This window comes from Streptomyces sp. NBC_01716, from assembly GCF_036248275.1.
Classification (GTDB): domain Bacteria; phylum Actinomycetota; class Actinomycetes; order Streptomycetales; family Streptomycetaceae; genus Streptomyces.
This window is the reverse complement of the sequence record NZ_CP109181.1, coordinates 8426401-8442010: the sequence shown is the minus strand read 5'-3', so window position 1 is coordinate 8442010 and position 15610 is coordinate 8426401. Positions and strand designations below refer to the sequence as shown.

The 15610-nt window shown below is 68.6% G+C and carries 13 protein-coding genes and 1 pseudogene; 9 read left to right on the top strand and 5 right to left on the bottom strand.

The annotated features are described in order from the left end of the window. Positions 1-205 precede the first annotated feature (205 nt). The 4 genes and pseudogenes from OIE74_RS37520 to OIE74_RS38760 form a co-directional block, all read left to right on the top strand. Positions 206-1522, top strand: a complete 1317-nt coding sequence (locus OIE74_RS37520) for an anaerobic C4-dicarboxylate transporter family protein (RefSeq protein ID WP_329391925.1) — start codon at positions 206-208, stop codon at positions 1520-1522. Positions 1523-1550: 28 nt separating this feature from the next. Then, a complete protein-coding gene (locus OIE74_RS37515; RefSeq protein WP_329391921.1) occupies positions 1551-2894 on the top strand; it encodes an MmgE/PrpD family protein in 1344 nt (447 codons plus the stop codon). Between the two features lie 272 nt (positions 2895-3166). Then, on the top strand, positions 3167-3550 hold the full coding sequence (locus tag OIE74_RS37510) for a transposase (protein WP_443076399.1): 384 nt from the start codon (positions 3167-3169) through the stop codon (positions 3548-3550). A gap of 49 nt (positions 3551-3599) precedes the next feature. Further along, positions 3600-3707 (top strand): annotated as a pseudogene (locus OIE74_RS38760) (IS5/IS1182 family transposase); the annotation flags it as partial. 119 nt (positions 3708-3826) lie between these two features. On the opposite strand, the gene OIE74_RS37505 reads toward OIE74_RS38760, so the two are convergent. From OIE74_RS37505 to OIE74_RS37495, 3 genes are all read right to left on the bottom strand, one after another. Next, complete coding sequence (locus OIE74_RS37505) at positions 3827-6139, bottom strand: FdhF/YdeP family oxidoreductase (protein WP_329391917.1); 2313 nt, start codon at positions 6137-6139, stop codon at positions 3827-3829. 17 nt (positions 6140-6156) lie between these two features. Beyond that, on the bottom strand, positions 6157-6669 hold the full coding sequence (locus OIE74_RS37500; protein ID WP_329391915.1) for an SRPBCC family protein: 513 nt from the start codon (positions 6667-6669) through the stop codon (positions 6157-6159). Between the two features lie 130 nt (positions 6670-6799). Next, positions 6800-7900 carry a PP2C family protein-serine/threonine phosphatase gene (locus tag OIE74_RS37495; protein WP_329391912.1) on the bottom strand — a complete coding sequence of 367 codons (1101 nt, stop codon included), beginning with the start codon at positions 7898-7900 and terminating at the stop codon, positions 6800-6802. A 218-nt stretch (positions 7901-8118) separates the two neighbouring features. Between OIE74_RS37495 and OIE74_RS37490 the strand changes: the two genes are divergently transcribed. Next, entirely contained in the window at positions 8119-8742 is a 624-nt protein-coding gene (locus OIE74_RS37490) for a TetR/AcrR family transcriptional regulator (RefSeq protein WP_329391911.1), read from the top strand. A gap of 3 nt (positions 8743-8745) precedes the next feature. Here the strand turns inward: OIE74_RS37490 and OIE74_RS37485 are convergent, their stop codons facing one another. Beyond that, on the bottom strand, positions 8746-9765 hold the full coding sequence (locus OIE74_RS37485) for an NAD-dependent epimerase/dehydratase family protein (protein WP_329391908.1): 1020 nt from the start codon (positions 9763-9765) through the stop codon (positions 8746-8748). Between the two features lie 105 nt (positions 9766-9870). On the opposite strand from OIE74_RS37485, the gene OIE74_RS37480 reads away from it, so the two are divergent. The 3 genes from OIE74_RS37480 to OIE74_RS37470 all read left to right on the top strand — a co-directional run bounded on the left by OIE74_RS37480 (position 9871) and on the right by OIE74_RS37470 (position 13902). Then, entirely contained in the window at positions 9871-10458 is a 588-nt protein-coding gene (locus tag OIE74_RS37480; protein ID WP_329391906.1) for a TetR/AcrR family transcriptional regulator, read from the top strand. 344 nt (positions 10459-10802) lie between these two features. Beyond that, entirely contained in the window at positions 10803-12866 is a 2064-nt protein-coding gene (locus tag OIE74_RS37475) for a neutral/alkaline ceramidase (protein WP_329391904.1), read from the top strand. A 163-nt stretch (positions 12867-13029) separates the two neighbouring features. Beyond that, positions 13030-13902 carry a DMT family transporter gene (locus OIE74_RS37470; protein ID WP_329391902.1) on the top strand — a complete coding sequence of 291 codons (873 nt, stop codon included), beginning with the start codon at positions 13030-13032 and terminating at the stop codon, positions 13900-13902. 26 nt (positions 13903-13928) lie between these two features. Here OIE74_RS37470 and OIE74_RS37465 read toward each other — a convergent pair whose 3' ends face one another. After that, positions 13929-14798, bottom strand: coding sequence for an NAD-dependent epimerase/dehydratase family protein (locus OIE74_RS37465; protein WP_329391901.1), 870 nt, complete (start codon positions 14796-14798; stop codon positions 13929-13931). A gap of 213 nt (positions 14799-15011) precedes the next feature. Between OIE74_RS37465 and OIE74_RS37460 the strand changes: the two genes are divergently transcribed. Further along, entirely contained in the window at positions 15012-15590 is a 579-nt protein-coding gene (locus tag OIE74_RS37460; protein ID WP_329391899.1) for a hypothetical protein, read from the top strand. Positions 15591-15610 lie beyond the last annotated feature (20 nt).

Below are 15610 nucleotides of genomic sequence, written 5' to 3'. Positions count from 1 at the left end.
CACACTGTCCGGGATGAATCCATCCCGAGCGAGGCGGTGGGTCTCGGACCTGGCGCGGGATCCGGGTGCACTGGCCCGGACGGGCGAACACACCACGGACTAGGTCGGATTGTCGGCGAGGACCGGAGATCTGCGAGCCGCCTGCATCCGCCCCGACGAGCAGGACGACTGACCGCTGCCGGCCGGTCGATGAAGGGATACGCAAATGGTATGGATCGAACTAATAGTCTTCCTAGGCGCGATCGCTATCGGAGCCCGCCTTGGCGGGATCGGACTCGGCTTCGCCGGCGGACTCGGCGTCATCCTCCTGGCGATCCTGGGCGTGAAGCCCGGCGACATGCCGTTGGATGTCATTGTCATCATGATGGCCGTCATCACGGCGGCATCAACCATGCATGCCGCTGGAGGCATGGACTACCTCGTCCATCTCACTGGCAAGCTGCTGCGTCGGTACCCACGGCGCATCAGCTATCTGGCCCCCGGTGTCACCTGGTTGCTCTCGTGCACGTCGGGCACCGCCATGTCCTCGTTCGCGGTACTCCCGGTGATCAAGGAAGTCGCTCAAGAGAACGGCATCCGGCCGGCTCGACCACTGTCGCTCGCTTCCATCAGCTCGATGGTCGCCGTTTGTGCGTCACCTGTGAGTGCGGCTGTGGTGTATTTCGGTTCGCTGCTCGATGAGACCAATACCGGCATCGATTACCTGCAGATTCTCATGATCACGATGCCCTCGACCTTCATCGCGATCATGGTCACCGCGTTCATCATGCTGCAGGTCGACAAGGCGCGCGGCACGGCGACGCTGTCCAGCATGGCCGGCTGGGCCGAGCGCAAGGCATCTCTCGACACAAGTTCGGCGATCTCTCCCGACTACGCACCGACCAAGGAGGCCAGGCGATCTGTTCTCCTGTTTGGCCTCGCGCTGATCGGCGTGGTGGTCTACTCGGTGCTCGTCAGCGATGTGGTCGGCCTGGTCTCCGAGCCTGTCATGGAACGGGATCAGGTGATTGTCGCCGCCATGCTCTTCGTCTCGGCCGCCATTGTCGTGTTTGCGAAGGCCGACGTCGAAAAGATCCTGCACACCTCGACATTCCGTTCCGGGGGCAGCACCTACATCTGCACCCTAGGCCTGGCCTGGATGGGGAACACCTTCATCTCAGCGAACAAGGACCTTGTCCTGGAGAACGCCGGCAGCACGCTCACAGCTCACCCATGGCTGCTTGCGCTCATCTTGATCATCGCCTGTACCCTGCTGTTCTCACAGGCGGTCACCACCCGTGCGCTCATGCCACTGGCGCTCACGCTCGTACCCGCATCCTCTGCCGTTGGCGCCTTCCCGGCCGTCGCCGGGATGTTCATCCTGCCGACCTACGCGACGGTGCTCGGATCACTCGGCATCGACGACACCGGCTCCACCCGCGTGGGCAAGTTCGTCGTCAACCACCCATTCCTCGTGCCCGGCGCGATCAACATGACGATTCTGCTGACCATCTCCTTCAGTCTGGCCGGAATCCTGCTGTAGCCCAACGCCACGCGAGAAAGGAGTCATCATGTCGTACCTGACTGACATCTGCGATGACCTGGCCACCAAGGAACTCACCCAGATCCCCGACACAGCAGTCAAAGCAGCGAAAATGGCGCTGGTCGACTACTTCGGGGTGGCGATCGCCGGAAGCCAGCATCCTGACACCCAACGCATCACGACACTCGCGGCGGTGAAAAACCGGACCGGTGACTCAGCTGTGCTGGGCACATCGCTCCGGGCAACACCAGAGTATGCCGCCCTTCACAACGGCACTGCGGCGCACGCGTATGACCACGACGACTTTTCGATCATCGCCCATCCCACCGCGCCTGTGGCGCCGGCGGCATTCGCGGTCGCAGAATCCCGTGGTCGATCCGGGCAAGACGCTCTGCGCGCCTATCTCCTCGCCGGTGAAATCATGTTTCGGATCGGCAGGCGATGTCTGCCCTACACCAGTGACCAGGGCTGGCACACCACCGGGGTATTCGGAGCGCTCGGCGCAAGCGTTGCCGCCGGCATCGCCGCGCAGCTGCCCACAGCACAAGTTGCCGCAGCGCTCGGCATCGCGGCCTCCGAAGCGAGTGGGCTCCGAGGCAACTTCGGGTCGCCTGTCAAGGCCTACCACTGCGGCATGGCTGCTCGGGCAGGCATCCTGAGCGCCGAACTCGCCGAGGTCGGCATGCATCCGTCCTCCACGATCATCGAGGGTGTCGACGGCTACCTGCAGCTATTCGGCGGCCTTGCGCCCGAGACCGTTACCTACTCCCCGGACGAAACCTGGAGCATTCTCGATCCGGGCATACACACCAAGCGATATGCCTGCTGCTCGAGCATGGCTCCGGCCATCGACGCACTCCTGGAATCCGACGAGGTAGCCAACCTCGACCCTGAGAACATCGTCACGATCGACGTCGGACAGAGCCCTTGGTCCTACAAGGAACTGGTCTACCCGATGCCGTCCAGCGCAGCCGAAACCAAGTTCTCCATGCAGTACGCCGTCGCCTCCGCTCTGATCTTCCGAGGCGCCACCCTCGAAGTCTTCAACGACGAGGCGTACCTCCAGCACCCCTCCGTCCGCCCCCTGATGCAACGCGTACGAACGTACGTGGACACGGAATTCGCACGTAGGGACTTCACAGCGGACGCACCAGTAAGGATCAACATCACTCTCCAGGACGGAGGTACGATCCAGCTGACGCGGGACTTCGCGAAGGGAAACACCCGCAACCCGCTCAGCGAGGACGAGGTGCACCAAAAGTTCCTCACACTCGCGGCGCCGCGACTGGGTAGCGAGCGCGCCGACCGCCTGCTGAACGGGCTGATGCGAATCGAGGACATCGAGAACCTCTCAGATCTGACCCGGATGTGACCTGCGTTGCGTGCTCGATCAGGAGATGCCAAGTGCATGCGGTGACTTGATCGAAGCCGGGCCCAGTGAGCGGGCCCTGGGCCCGGTGGCGACCACACTCAGCGCCTCCGACAGCCAGGGCACCGAGACGTGGCCAAGGTGATGTGCTTGCGCAAGTTTCGCGTGCCCAAGGACGGTCTGTTGGCGACGTACTACGTAGATGCCAGGGCGGTGTGACCTAGGTCGTTTCGTTCGGATCATCTGATCGTTGGTCTGGGTTGTCGTTGACTGACGTGAAGTGGGCGGGGATCGAGCCGTTACTTCCGGACCGGTCGCGGAAGCGGGGTGGACGGTGGCGTGACCGTCGACAGGTGATCGACGCGGTCGCGTTCATGTTCCGGACCGGCTCGCAGTGGGTGTACCTGCCGGAGCGGTACGGCAACCGGCGGGGCGTCTGCAGCCGGCTGCTGATGTGGGCCGTGGACGGCACCTGGGAAGGGGTGTTCACCGCGCTCATGGCCCAGGCCGATGCTGACGAGGACCTGAACTGGGCCGTCTCGGTGGACTCGACGATCGTGCGCGCTCACCCCTCTCGCGTCCGACGCCCACTGCCGGCCCCTTGGCCTTCGTTCTCACCGCCGGACAGGCCGGCGACGCACCCGCCTTTCCGGACGTGATGGCCCAACTCCGCGTCCCTCGCCCACGCGGGCGGCCCCGGACCAGGCCGGACACGGTTCTGGCCGACAAGCCTTCGACCGCGAGGCATACGAACAACGCAACACCGTCGAGCGATGCATCAACCGCCTGAAGCAATGGCACGGCATTGCCACCCGCTAAGAGAAAACCGCCACGATCTACCCGGCCGGACCCCACATCGCAGGCACCTTCCTGCGGTCAGCCCAATGATCCAAACGAAACGGCCTAGCCGGCCCGCCCGGAACCCGGGTCCCGGTTCACTGGACCGTCGCCCCTTCACGTGCCTGCTCCAGGCGGATCACGACGCCCTTCGACGTCGGCGTGTTGCTGACGTCGGCCACGCTGTCCAGTGGCACCAGCACATTGGTCTCCGGGTAGTACGCGGCGGCGCAGCCGACGGCGGTCGGGTAGGCGACCACGCGGAAGCCCTCGGCGCGGCGCTCGATGTCGTCGTGCCAGACGGTGACCAGGTCGACCTGGTCACCGTCGCGCAGGCCGAGCGTGTCCAGGTCGGTCTGGTTGACCATCACGATGCGGCGCGTGCCGTGGATGCCGCGGTAGCGGTCGTCCATGGTGTACGGGACGGTGTTCCACTGGTCGTGCGAGCGCAGCGTCTGCAGTACGAGATGGCCCTCGGGCGCGTCCAGCATCTCGAACGCGTTCCGGGTGAAGAGCGCCTTCCCGGCGGCGGTGGGGAAGACCCCTTCGTTCACCGGGTTCGGCAGCAGGAAGCCACCGGGCCGGATCGCCCGCGCGTTGTAGTTGTCGAATCCCGGTACCACCCGGGCGATCCGGTCCCGGATCGTTCCGTAGTCCCCCTCGAACTCCTCCCAGGGCACGGCGACCCGGTCCCCGAGCGTCATACGGGCCAGCCTGCTGAGAATCGCCACCTCGCTGAGCAGCTGTTTGGAGGCGGGCTCCAGACGTCCGTGGGAGCTGTGGACCTGGCTCATCGAGTCCTCGACGGTGATGAACTGCTCGCCGCCCGCCTGGATGTCCTTCTCGCTCCGCCCGAGCGTGGGAAGGATCAGCGCCGTGTCGCCGCAGACCGTGTGCGTACGGTTCAGCTTGGTCGAGATCTGAGCCGTGAGACGGCAGCGGCGCAGCGCCTGTTCGGTGACCGGGCTGTCGGGAGTGGCCCGTACGAAGTTGCCCGCGAGGCCGAGGAAGAACTTTACCCGCCCGTCGCGCATCGCCCTGATGGCGTCCACCGTGTCCAGCCCGTGCGCGGCGGGCGGTTCGAACGAGAACTCGCGGCCGAGGGCTTCCATGAACGGCTCGGGCATCTTCTCCCAGATCCCCATGGTCCGGTCGCCCTGTACGTTGCTGTGGCCACGCACGGGACACGGCCCGGCCCCGGGCCTGCCGATGTTGCCGCGCAGCAGCAGGAAGTTCACGATCTCCCGGATGGTGGCCACGGCGTGCTTCTGCTGGGTGAGTCCCATCGCCCAGCAGACGACGACGCGTTCGCTCCCGAGGACGGCGTCCCGCAGCCGCTCGATCCCGGCACGGCTCAGTCCGGTGGCGCCGAGGACGTCCGGCCAGGAGACGGTCGAGCGGATGTGCTCGGCGAAGTCGGAGAAGTCCTTGGTGTGCGAGTCAATGAAGGCCCGGTCGAGCACGGCGCCGGGCCTGGCGTCCTCCGCCTCCAGCAGGAGCAGATTCAGCGCCTGGAAGAGGGCGAGGTCGCCACCGAGGCGGATCTGCAGGAACTCGTCGGCGATCACGGTTCCCCGGCCCAGCACACCGCGCGGTTTCTGCGGATTCTTGAACCGCAGCAGGCCCGCCTCCGGCAGGGGGTTGATCGCGACGATACGGCCGCCCCTGAGCTTGGTCTGCTCCAGTGCGGTGAGCATCCGGGGGTGATTGCTGCCGGGGTTCTGGCCCAGGATGAGGATCAGATCGGCGTGGTGGATGTCCGACAGGCTCACACTGCCCTTGCCGGTGCCCAGCGTCTCGTACAGGGCGGCGCCGCTCGACTCGTGACACATGTTGGAACAGTCGGGGAGATTGTTGGTCCCGAAGGCGCGGGCGAACAGCTGGAGGACGAACGCCGCCTCGTTGCTCGCCCGTCCCGAGGTGTAGAAGACGGCCTCGTCGGGCGAGTCCAGGCTCCGTAGCTCGCCGGCGATCAGCCCCAGCGCCTCGTGCCAGCTGATCGGCTCGTAGTGCTCGGAGCCCGGCCGCTTCACCACGGGTTCGGTGAGCCGCCCCTGCTGGTTGAGCCACAGGTCCGATCTGGCGCCCAGTTCGGTCACCGAGTGACGACGGAAGAACTCGGGGGTGACGCGCCGTGTGGTCGCCTCGTCGTTGACGTGCTTGGCGCCGTTCTCGCAGTACTCGTTACGCTTCCGGCTCCCCGGCTCGGGGTCCGGCCAGGCGCAGCCGGGACAGTCGAAGCCCCGGACCTGGTTGAGGTTCAGCAGCGTCAGGGCGGTGTGCCGGGCGGAGGCCTCCGCGAGTGAGTAGTTGAACGCGTGAGCAACGGCGGGAACGCCCGCCGCCCATTTCTGGGGCGGAGTGATCTCAGGTTCGTTCTCGCCCGATTCCCTGGCCGGTCGCCTCTTCACCCGGATAGCCTTTCGCCTCAGCCTGTCGGCCAGTTGGGGACGTGCGGATTCTTCTGTCCTGAATTCGGCCGGACATGGCTGCCGCTGATCGCGCCGCGCCATTCTCCGGTCTCGCGCCCCTGGCCCTCGATATATTCCTTGAAGGATTTCAGGTCGTTGTGCACCCGGCGGCGCACGACGCCGAGCACGTCACCGGAGCGCTCGACGAATCCGCGCGGCGCGAAGTCGATCCGCAGCGTCACCCGCACGCGGTCCTCGGCCAGCCGGAGGAACGTCACCGTGCCCGAATGGCGGGGCCGCCCCATGCTTCGCCAGCTGACCCGGTCGTCAGGGCGCTGCTCCACGATCTCCGCGTCGAACTCGTGGGTCATCGGCCCCAGTCGGGTCACCCAGTGGGTCATCGTGGACCGCGGCCGGTCGATCCGTTCCACGCCGTCCATGAAGCGGGGAAAGCTTTCGAATTGCGTCCACTGGTTGTAGGCCACGCGGACCGGAACGTCCACGTCGGAGGAAACTTCGATGGTGCTCATGAATGTCCCGATCCCTCCGCGCCGGATGGTGGCGGTCGACCGACAAAAGCCGGACCGAAAGCCCGACAGTCAGAGAGCCTAGGGAAACGCGTCCGGGTCCGCCCCCCGAAATGCGCTGATGGTGCGGACTTCAGGCTCGGCCCGGGGCCCGCGCGGCGCCCGCGGGGTTTTCGGGTACGCCCCAGGCGACCGCGATCATCGCCATGTCGTCTCCCAGCTCGCCGCCCGCGTACGACAGCAGGTCGCCAAAGAGGTGCTGGAGCATCGCGGAGGGGCCGCCGTCCGACCACACGGCCGAGCGGCCGGCCACCGCCGCGCGTTCGGCGAGGGGGTAGAAGTCGCCCTCGCTGTCGCGCGCCTCCGAGACCCCGTCGGTGTAGAGCAGCAGAAAGTCACCACGGCGGAAGGGGAAAATCTCCTCCACGTAGGACGCCTCCCCGAGTCCGCCGAGTCCCAGGGGCGGCGCCGGTCTGCGTACGAGGAGCGGCGTCGCGGCGGCCTCATGGATCATCAGCGGCGGAGGGTGGCCCATGTTGACCACGTGGACCGCCTGCTCGTCGTCCGGGATGTCGGCCACCAGCGCCGTGACGAACCATTCGCCGCTCTCGTCCTGCGCGTGGTCGAGTTCCCCGAGACCCCAGTGGACGCTGCCTTCCAGATAGGCGGCCAGCTCCGGCAGAGGTGCCTGCCGGTGGGCGGTGGCGCGGAAGGCGCCGAGCATGATCGAGGTGCCGTTGAGGGAGGTGAGCCCCTTGCCCCGGACGTCTCCGATGAGGAAGCGGGTCGAGTGCTCGGTGCGGGTGACCGCGAACAGGTCTCCCCCGAGGCGGCTGTCCGGCTCCGCCGAGCGGTACTCGCTCGCGATGCTGAGCGGTCCCGCATGCGGCGGCAGTGGCCGCAGCAAAGCCAACTGGGTTGTTTCGGAGACCAGTTGTGCCCTGGTCAACTGCGCCTGATGTCGTTCGCGCAGATAGCAGAAGAGGGTGACGAGCGCCGAGACGACGACCAGCGAGACGACTTCCAGCACGACGCGCTCATCGCCCAGAGCCTGTTTCTCCAGGCCCGCGACGATCTGCGACAGCACTGCCAGGCCCCCGATGGCCGCCACGAGCCGGGGCCCGGCGAATGCCGCGGTGATAGTAGGCGCCACGACGAGCAGCGGGGCGACGTGGAGGTTCCGGGGCAGCCAGAGATCGATCAAGGGCACCGCGATGACGATGGTCAGCGGCACGAGAATCAGGGCCCCACCAGCGATCGGCGGGGGCCTGAAAGCCGTGAATCCGGACCAGCTACGCATATCTCCTGCATACACCATTCCCCGACGCGGCCGAACCGTCTCGCCGGGCACGGACCGAGCGCGCGAGCCCGAAGCGCGCCACCGGGTTCTAGGCTGGATCCGTAAGCGGACGCATGCGTCCGGTTGAGCGAGGTGAGAGTGATGGCGGACGAATGCCTCAGACTCTGCGCGCCGACGCGCTGGACAACCGCGAGCGCATCCTCGGCGCGGCGCGGGAACTGCTGTCGGCCGAGGGCCTGAACGTGCCGACGCGGAAGATCGCCCGGCGCGCCGGGGTGGGACCCGCGACCGTGTACCGCCGCTTCCCGACCAGACAGGACCTGATCGCCGCCGCCTTCGCCGACCAGCTGCGGGCGTGCCGCACCATCGTCGACGAGGGGGCCGCCGCACCGGACCCGTGGGAGGGGCTGTGCCTGGTGATCGAGAAGATCTGTGAGCTGCACGCACGGGACAGGGGCTTCACCGAGGCGTTCCTGTCGGCGTTCCCTGCCGCCACCGATGTCGTCGGCGGCCGGGAGTACACGGTCAGGGCTGTGGCCGAGCTGGCGCGGCGAGCGAAAGCGGCGGGGCGTCTGCGTGCCGACTTCGTGCTGGACGACCTCATCCTGATGCTGATGGCCAACAAGGGGATCCATGCCTCGACCGGCGAAGCCCAGGTCGCGGCTTCCCGGCGGTTCGCCGCGTACGTCATCGAGGCGTTCGAGGCACGCCCCCGGCAGGCGCCGCTCCCACCGGCACCACGCGATTCCAGCGGCCAGGGGGCGGCCTTGAGGTAGGAATCAGACGGCGTGATGGGCGATCAGGCTGTTGGCGCAGTCGAGCAGCGTCTGCCGTGTGGGCCGTGACTGCCAGCCGAGTACGCGGCGCGCCTTGTCCGTGCTGTGGCGGTTGCGACGTCCGAGCGCGGGGGTGATCTCGCGCAGCGACGGGTCGCGGAACCGGGCGGCGAGACGGACCGCGAAATCCGGGATCTGACGGGTGGGCACCTTGCGGCCGTCATCGCCGAGTCCCTCGCGGAGGGTACGTGCCATCTCCACCATCCAGGTGAACTCCCCCGTGGCCAGGAAGCGTTGGCCCGCCGCCTCCGGTGCGGTCATCGCCCGGACGTGAACGTCCACAAGGTCGCGGACGTCGACGATCTCCAGGCCGATCCGGGGCACTCCGGGCATCTTTCCGGTGAGCATGCGCGCGATGATGCCGACGGAGCCGATGTTGTCGGTCGTGAGGACGGGGCCGAACACCGCGCCGGGCAGGACGGTGACCAGTTCGGTGGGCCCGTCACAGCGGTCCATGAAATCCCACGCGGCGCGCTCGGCGACGGTCTTCGAACGGCGGTACGGGATGAGGGTCGGGTCGTCCGGGTCGGTCCAGAGGGTCTCGTCGGTCACGCCGGCGGTGGCGTAGGACGAGGGGCTGGCGGCGTTGGCGGCCGAGGTCATCACGACGCGCTTGACGCCCGCGTCGGTCGCCGCGCGCAGGACCCGCAGCGCGCCGTCCCGGGCCGGGGTGATCAGATCGGCCGAGGCGTCCGTGTTCGCGCCGAGGGGGGAGGCGACGTGCAGGACGTAGGTGACGTCGCGGAGGGCGTCCTCCCAGCCGTCGTCGGCGGTGAGGTCGGCGACGGCGAACGTCAGCCGTCCCGCCGGGTCGACGGCGCTCGACACCGCCTCGGTGACGGTCTTCTCGCGGTGCGTGCCGCGCACGGTGGTACGGACGTCGTAGCCGCGCCGCAGAAGCTCGGTGACGCACCAGCCTGCGATGTATCCGCTGCCGCCGGTGACCAGAACTGTCTCAGCCATGACTTCCTCCATGGTGCGGACCGTGTGACAAGATGAAGCGGAGACCCCTCCGATACGGGTCCAACATAACGGAGGGGTCTCCGGTATTCAACTCGGACGGGACGGATGACTGACACAGAGGCACCGCGACCCAGAAAGACGCGGAAGGACGCGCTCGGTAACCGGGACCGGATCCTCACCGCCGCACGCGAGGCCCTCGCCGGGTCAGGCGGGGCGTCGCTGACCGCGATCGCGAAGGCGGCGGGGGTCGGCATCGGCACGCTCTACCGCCACTTCCCCACCAGGGAAGCGCTGGTCATGGAGCTGTACGACCACGACATCCAGGAGCTCATCGACCTGGCGCCCGCGCTCGTCGCGTCGTATCCGCCGCTGGAGGCCCTGCGACGCTGGTTCGGCGAGGTGGCCCGTTACGGCAGGCTCAAGTACGGCGTCGCCGAAGTCGTCCACGCGGCGACGAACGGCGGTCTGGACGACGAGCACTACGAGCCCTTCCTCGCCGCCATCGCCGTTCTGCTCGACGCGGGCGCCGCCGACGGCTCCCTGAAGCCGGGGCTCGACCCGGAGGACGTGCTGCTCCAGCTCAGCGTGCTCTGGCGCATCGACCCGGCGCGCGACGGCGGGACACGCTCGGCCCGGATCCTCACGCTCATCACCGACGGCCTCCGGACCGCGCCGACGCCGCCGTCCGGCTGAGCCCGGGGCCGTCGCCCGGGCGCGGGCGTCGGCCCCGTACACGACCGCGTGGACCGCCTCGGCGATCCCGGCCGCGGACTGCCGAGCGTCCTCGGGCAGCGTACGGAACGGCCGGTCGTACATCGCGAGACCCCCCTGGTCGCGGTACTGGACGCTTCGAACTGCACAACGCCGCACCGCTCATGACGGTTGCGCTTCACGCTCCCGTGCGGAGAACGGCGGCCCGTGTACTGGCCGGTAGAGATCTATGCGCGGCAGGGTGTCCGCCTCTACCGTCGGGGCACCGTTCCCGGCCGGCCTTTCCGGGTCGGGCGTCCCGTCGTACTCCCCGCGCAGGAGGTCTCATGTCACCCCCCACCCCCCGTCGTATCCGAAGCAGACTCGCCGTCCTTGCCGTCGTCGCGGGCCTGGGCGCCGCCTCGTTCACCGCGCCTGACCCGGCCGTCGCCGCCGGCGACGCGGCGAGCGACGGGGACTACCTCGTCGGGCGCGGGATCGCCGACGTCACCGGTGAGGCCGCCGAGACCGGAATGATGGGGTATTCGAGCTTCGACCAGAAGACCTCGGGCATCCACCAGCGCCAGCGCTCACGCGCGTTCGTCGTCGCCGACCCGGCGACCGGGAAGCGCGTGGTGTACGTCAACGCCGACCTGGCGATGGTCTTCCAGTCCGTCCAACAGGGCGTTGTCTCACGCCTCAAGGAGCGCTACGGCAGCCTGTACGGCGACGAGAACGTGCTGCTGTCCGCCACCCACACCCACTCGGGACCGGGCGGCTACTCCCACGACGTCGCGTACAACCTCTCCGTTCTCGGCTTCCAGAGCGGCACCTACCGGGCCATCGTCGACGGCATCGTCGAGTCCGTCGTCAAGGCCCACGAGGACCTGAAGCCGGGCACCATCAGCCTGGGCACCGGCACGCTCACCAACGCCAGCGTCAACCGTTCCCGTACCGCCTTCGACCGCAATCCGGCGGCCGACCGGGCGGCGTTCCCCGGAGCCGTCGACCCCGCCATGACCGTGCTGCGGTTCCGGCAGGGCGGCAAGGAGGCCGGGGCGATCAGCTGGTTCGCCACACACAACACCTCGATCACCAACAAGAACACACTCATCAGCCCCGACAACAAGGGCTACGCCTCCTACTCCTGGGAACACGACCTGGAAGGTGTGCGCTATCTCGACAACACACCCGGGTTCGTCGCCGCCTTCCCCAACACCAACGCCGGCGACATGTCCCCCAACCTCAACCTGAAGCCGGGATCCGGCCCGACCGAGGACGAGTTCGAGAACGCGCGCGTCATCGGCGAGCGCCAGCTCGACAAGGCCCGCACGATCTACCAGGACGCGAAGCCGGTCAGCGGCGGTGTCGACTCCCGGCTCGCGTACGTCGACATGGAGAACGTGACGGTGAACGGGGCCTACACCCCGGACGGGCAGGAGCACCGCACCTGTCCCGCCGTCGTGGGCGCGTCCACTCTCGCGGGCAGTGTCGAGGACGGCCCGGCGATCCCCGGCTTCAACGAGGGCACCCGCACCCCGATCGCCTCCATCATCGACGCGCTGCACATCGACACCCCCTCGTGGCTGGCGACGTGCCAGTACCCGAAGGCGAGCCTGGTCCCCACGGGCCTGCTGAGCAACGTGTATCCGGTCACCCCGAAGATTTTGCCCCTGCAGATCATGAAGATCGGCGAGCTCCATCTCGTCGCCGCCCCGGGCGAGTTCACCATCACCTCCGGGCTCCGTGTCCGCCGCACGGTGGCGGAGCAGCTCGGTGTCCCGCTCGACCGGGTGCTGCTCCAGGGGTACGCCAACTCCTACAGCCAGTACGTGACGACACCGGAGGAGTACGACAGCCAGCAGTACGAGGGCGGCTCCACCCTCTACGGCCGCTACACGCTGCCCGCCTATCAGCAGGAGTACGCGCGGGTCGCGGCGTCCCTGCGCGAGGGCACCGAGCTCGACCGGGGTACGGCGCCGCCGGACGAGTCGGGGCGGCAGTTCAACTTCCAGACCGGTGTGGTGTACGACAACCCGCCTCCCGGCACCGCGTTCGGTGAGGTGCTGACCCCGCCGGACGCCTCGTACGCGCGCGGCCGGACCGCGACGGTCGAGTTCGCCACCGGGCACCCGAAGAACAACGTCCGCCGGGGCGGCACCTTCCTGGAGGTGCAGCGGCTGGTCGACGGCAGGTGGGTACGGACGCTGGACGACGGTGACTGGCGGACGAGGTACCGGTGGACGCGCCTCAACGGTCTCACCGGCACGTCGAAAGCCACCGTCACCTGGGACATCGGCGCGGACACCGCTCCCGGGACGTATCGGATCGTGCACCACGGCGACTCGAAGAACCTCCTTGGGAAGATCACGCCGTTCACGGGGACGTCCCCCACGTTCACCGTCAACTGAGGGCTGGTCGGCGCGGGGCCGGCGGCGGACGCGCGCTGCCGGCCCCGCGGTGGCGGCGCCCGCTGTCCGCAGGCGCGTCGCCGTTCACTCGTTCGGCCCCCGCACGGACGTATCCCCCGTGCTGACAGCACCCCCCGGTGCCCGCCGCCCGCATGATGGGCCGGTGATCAGTGTCCTCTTCGCCGTGCTGACATCGATCAGCAACGCCTGCGCCGCCGTGCTCCAGCGGCGCGCCGCCTCCACCCTGCCCGACTCCGAGGCCATGCGCCTGTCGCTGATCAAGCATCTGCTCACCCAGCGGGTGTGGCTAGCCGGTATCGCGCTGGTGATCGTGGCCGCTGTCTGCCAGGGGGTGGCGCTCGCGACCGGCCCCATCGCCGTCGTACAGCCGATCTTCGTCATCGAGCTGCCCCTGACCCTGCTGATCGCGAGTTACGCCTTCCGTTCCCGGCTGGCGCCCAGCGCCTGGTCGGGCGTGGCCGCGGTGACCATCGGCCTGGTGCTCGGCCTCGGTGCGTCCGCCCCCACCGGCGGCACCGAGACCGTGGAGGGTCTCTCCTGGGTCCCGGCCCTGATCATCACCGGGGCCTTCGAAGCGGTGGTGATCGCCACGGCGCTCCGGACGCGGGGTAACGCGCGTGCCGCGCTGCTGGGACTCGCGGCGGCCTGCGCGTACGCCCTGACCGCCGCGCTGCTCAAGGACGCCGTGGCCAGCCTCGACCAAGGAGACGGGATCCAGGCGTTCTTCACTTCCTGGCAGCTGTACGCCACCGGCGCCGCCGGAATCGGTGCGCTCTACCTCCTCCAGAACGCGCTCCAGGCAGGCTCCCTCGTCGCTTCGCAGCCGATGCTGACGCTGGGCGACGCGCTGATCAGCATCACCTACGGGGTGACGCTGTTCGGCGAGAGCGTACGTACGGGCTGGTGGCTGCTGCCCGAACTCGTCGCGGTCGCCCTCATCACGGCCGGCTGCGTCGAACTGGCGCGCTCTCCCCTGGCGTCGGGCGCCTCGCCGCGCAAACGCCGCACGCGCTGACGGATGCCGGGCAGCGCCCGGGGCGTTCAGGTGCCCTGGGCGATGTCGGTCAGAGCGTCGAGACGCGTGGGCACCCAGCCGAGTTCACGGCGGGCCCTGTCGCCGGAGAGCTGCTGGTCGAGCGCGAACGCCTCCGCGATCGGACCCATCCGCCGAACGGCCTCCTCAAGGGTCAGCGGCTCGATCTTCCCCGGGACTCCGGCGGCCCGGCTGAGAGCCTGGACGATGTCCGCCAGCAGAGGGTTCTGGCCGCCGGCACCGATGTAGACGGAACCCGCAGGGGCGTTCAGCGCCAGGACGTACAGCTCGGCGATGTCGTCCACATGGACGATGGCCCAGTGGTTGGAGCCGTCCCCGATGGAAGGCACGGCGCCGGCGGCCCGCCCCGGCTCGACGAAGTACGCCTGCGACAGCCCGCCGTGACAGCCGTAGACCAGTCCTGGCATCACCACCACGGGGCGTCCCCCGGTCTCGGCACGGGCGAGCACGCGCTTCTCGTTCTCCAGCCGCCAGGCGGTGACGGGCGGCGGGTTCATCGGGGTGTTCTCGTCCCCGGTCCCGTCGGTGTCGCCGTACACCCACGCCCCGCCGGTGTGCACGTACGGGCGGCTGCCCGCACCGTCCTGGAGTGCCTCCGCCGCGGCGCGGTCGATGCCGGCGGTGTCCTCGGTGTACTCCACCCCCAGTTGGATCACCCCGTCGGCCTCACCGGCCGCCCGCCGGAGGATGTCGGTGTCGCTCAATGACCCCGCGACCGGGGTGGCGCCCAGGTCCGACACGGTGCGCGCGGAGTGCTCGCTGCGCGCGAGCGCCGTCACCTCGATGCCGTGCCGGGTCAGGGCCCGGATGGTGGGGCGGCCGAGGTAGCCGGAGCCGCCTGTGATGAAGACCTTCATCGTCCTCACGGTCCTTTCGGATGGTGGCGGGAGATCCGCCGGTCCTCAAGGCTGAGCCGGTCGTGGAGGTCACGCCACTCGGGGAGGGCGTCGGGGCACCGGGCTGGTTCCTCCGTTCGCGGGTCCGGTGCGTGACGACGCCGGCGACAGGGAACGCTGGAGGCTGACCGCCGGGCACGGAACCACAGCACACCGGAACACGGGGGAAAGATCATGACCGCGACGACTTCCGTACGCACGCCGCGAGGACGGCGTACGAACCGGTGGCGAGCGGGCATCGCGCTCGCCGCGCTGGCAGCTCTGGCCGTGGCCGGGTGCAGCGGCTCCGACAAGACCGATGGGGCGGGCGGGACGGGTGGGGCCGACACGGCTCCCTCGGCCGAGCCCGGGACCTCGAAGTCCCCTTCCGCCCGGCCCACTTCCGCGCGGCCGTCGGTGTCGGCGGCGGACGGGAGTGACGTCGGGGCGTGCGAGGACGGCAACTGCGAGATCGCGGTGAGCGAGCCGGTGACGTTCCCGTTCAAGGGGCAGAGCGGTTCGGCGACACTGTCCGTGACCGAGATCGGCAAGAACAAGATCGAGTACACGATCAAGTCGGGCAACGGCCGGTCGAAGGGCGGGGCTACCGGCCCGGGGCAGGGCTGCATCACGGTCCTGCGCCCCAACGGCAGCGGAAACTCCTGCGGCGGACTCGGTGCGGCCGAACGGCCGGACATGCAGCCCGACGCCGTGGTGATCCAGGTGGCGACGGGCGAGAACGGTACGGCGATCGTGCACATCGTGTCCGGCTGACGCGGCATTCCGGCCGGCCC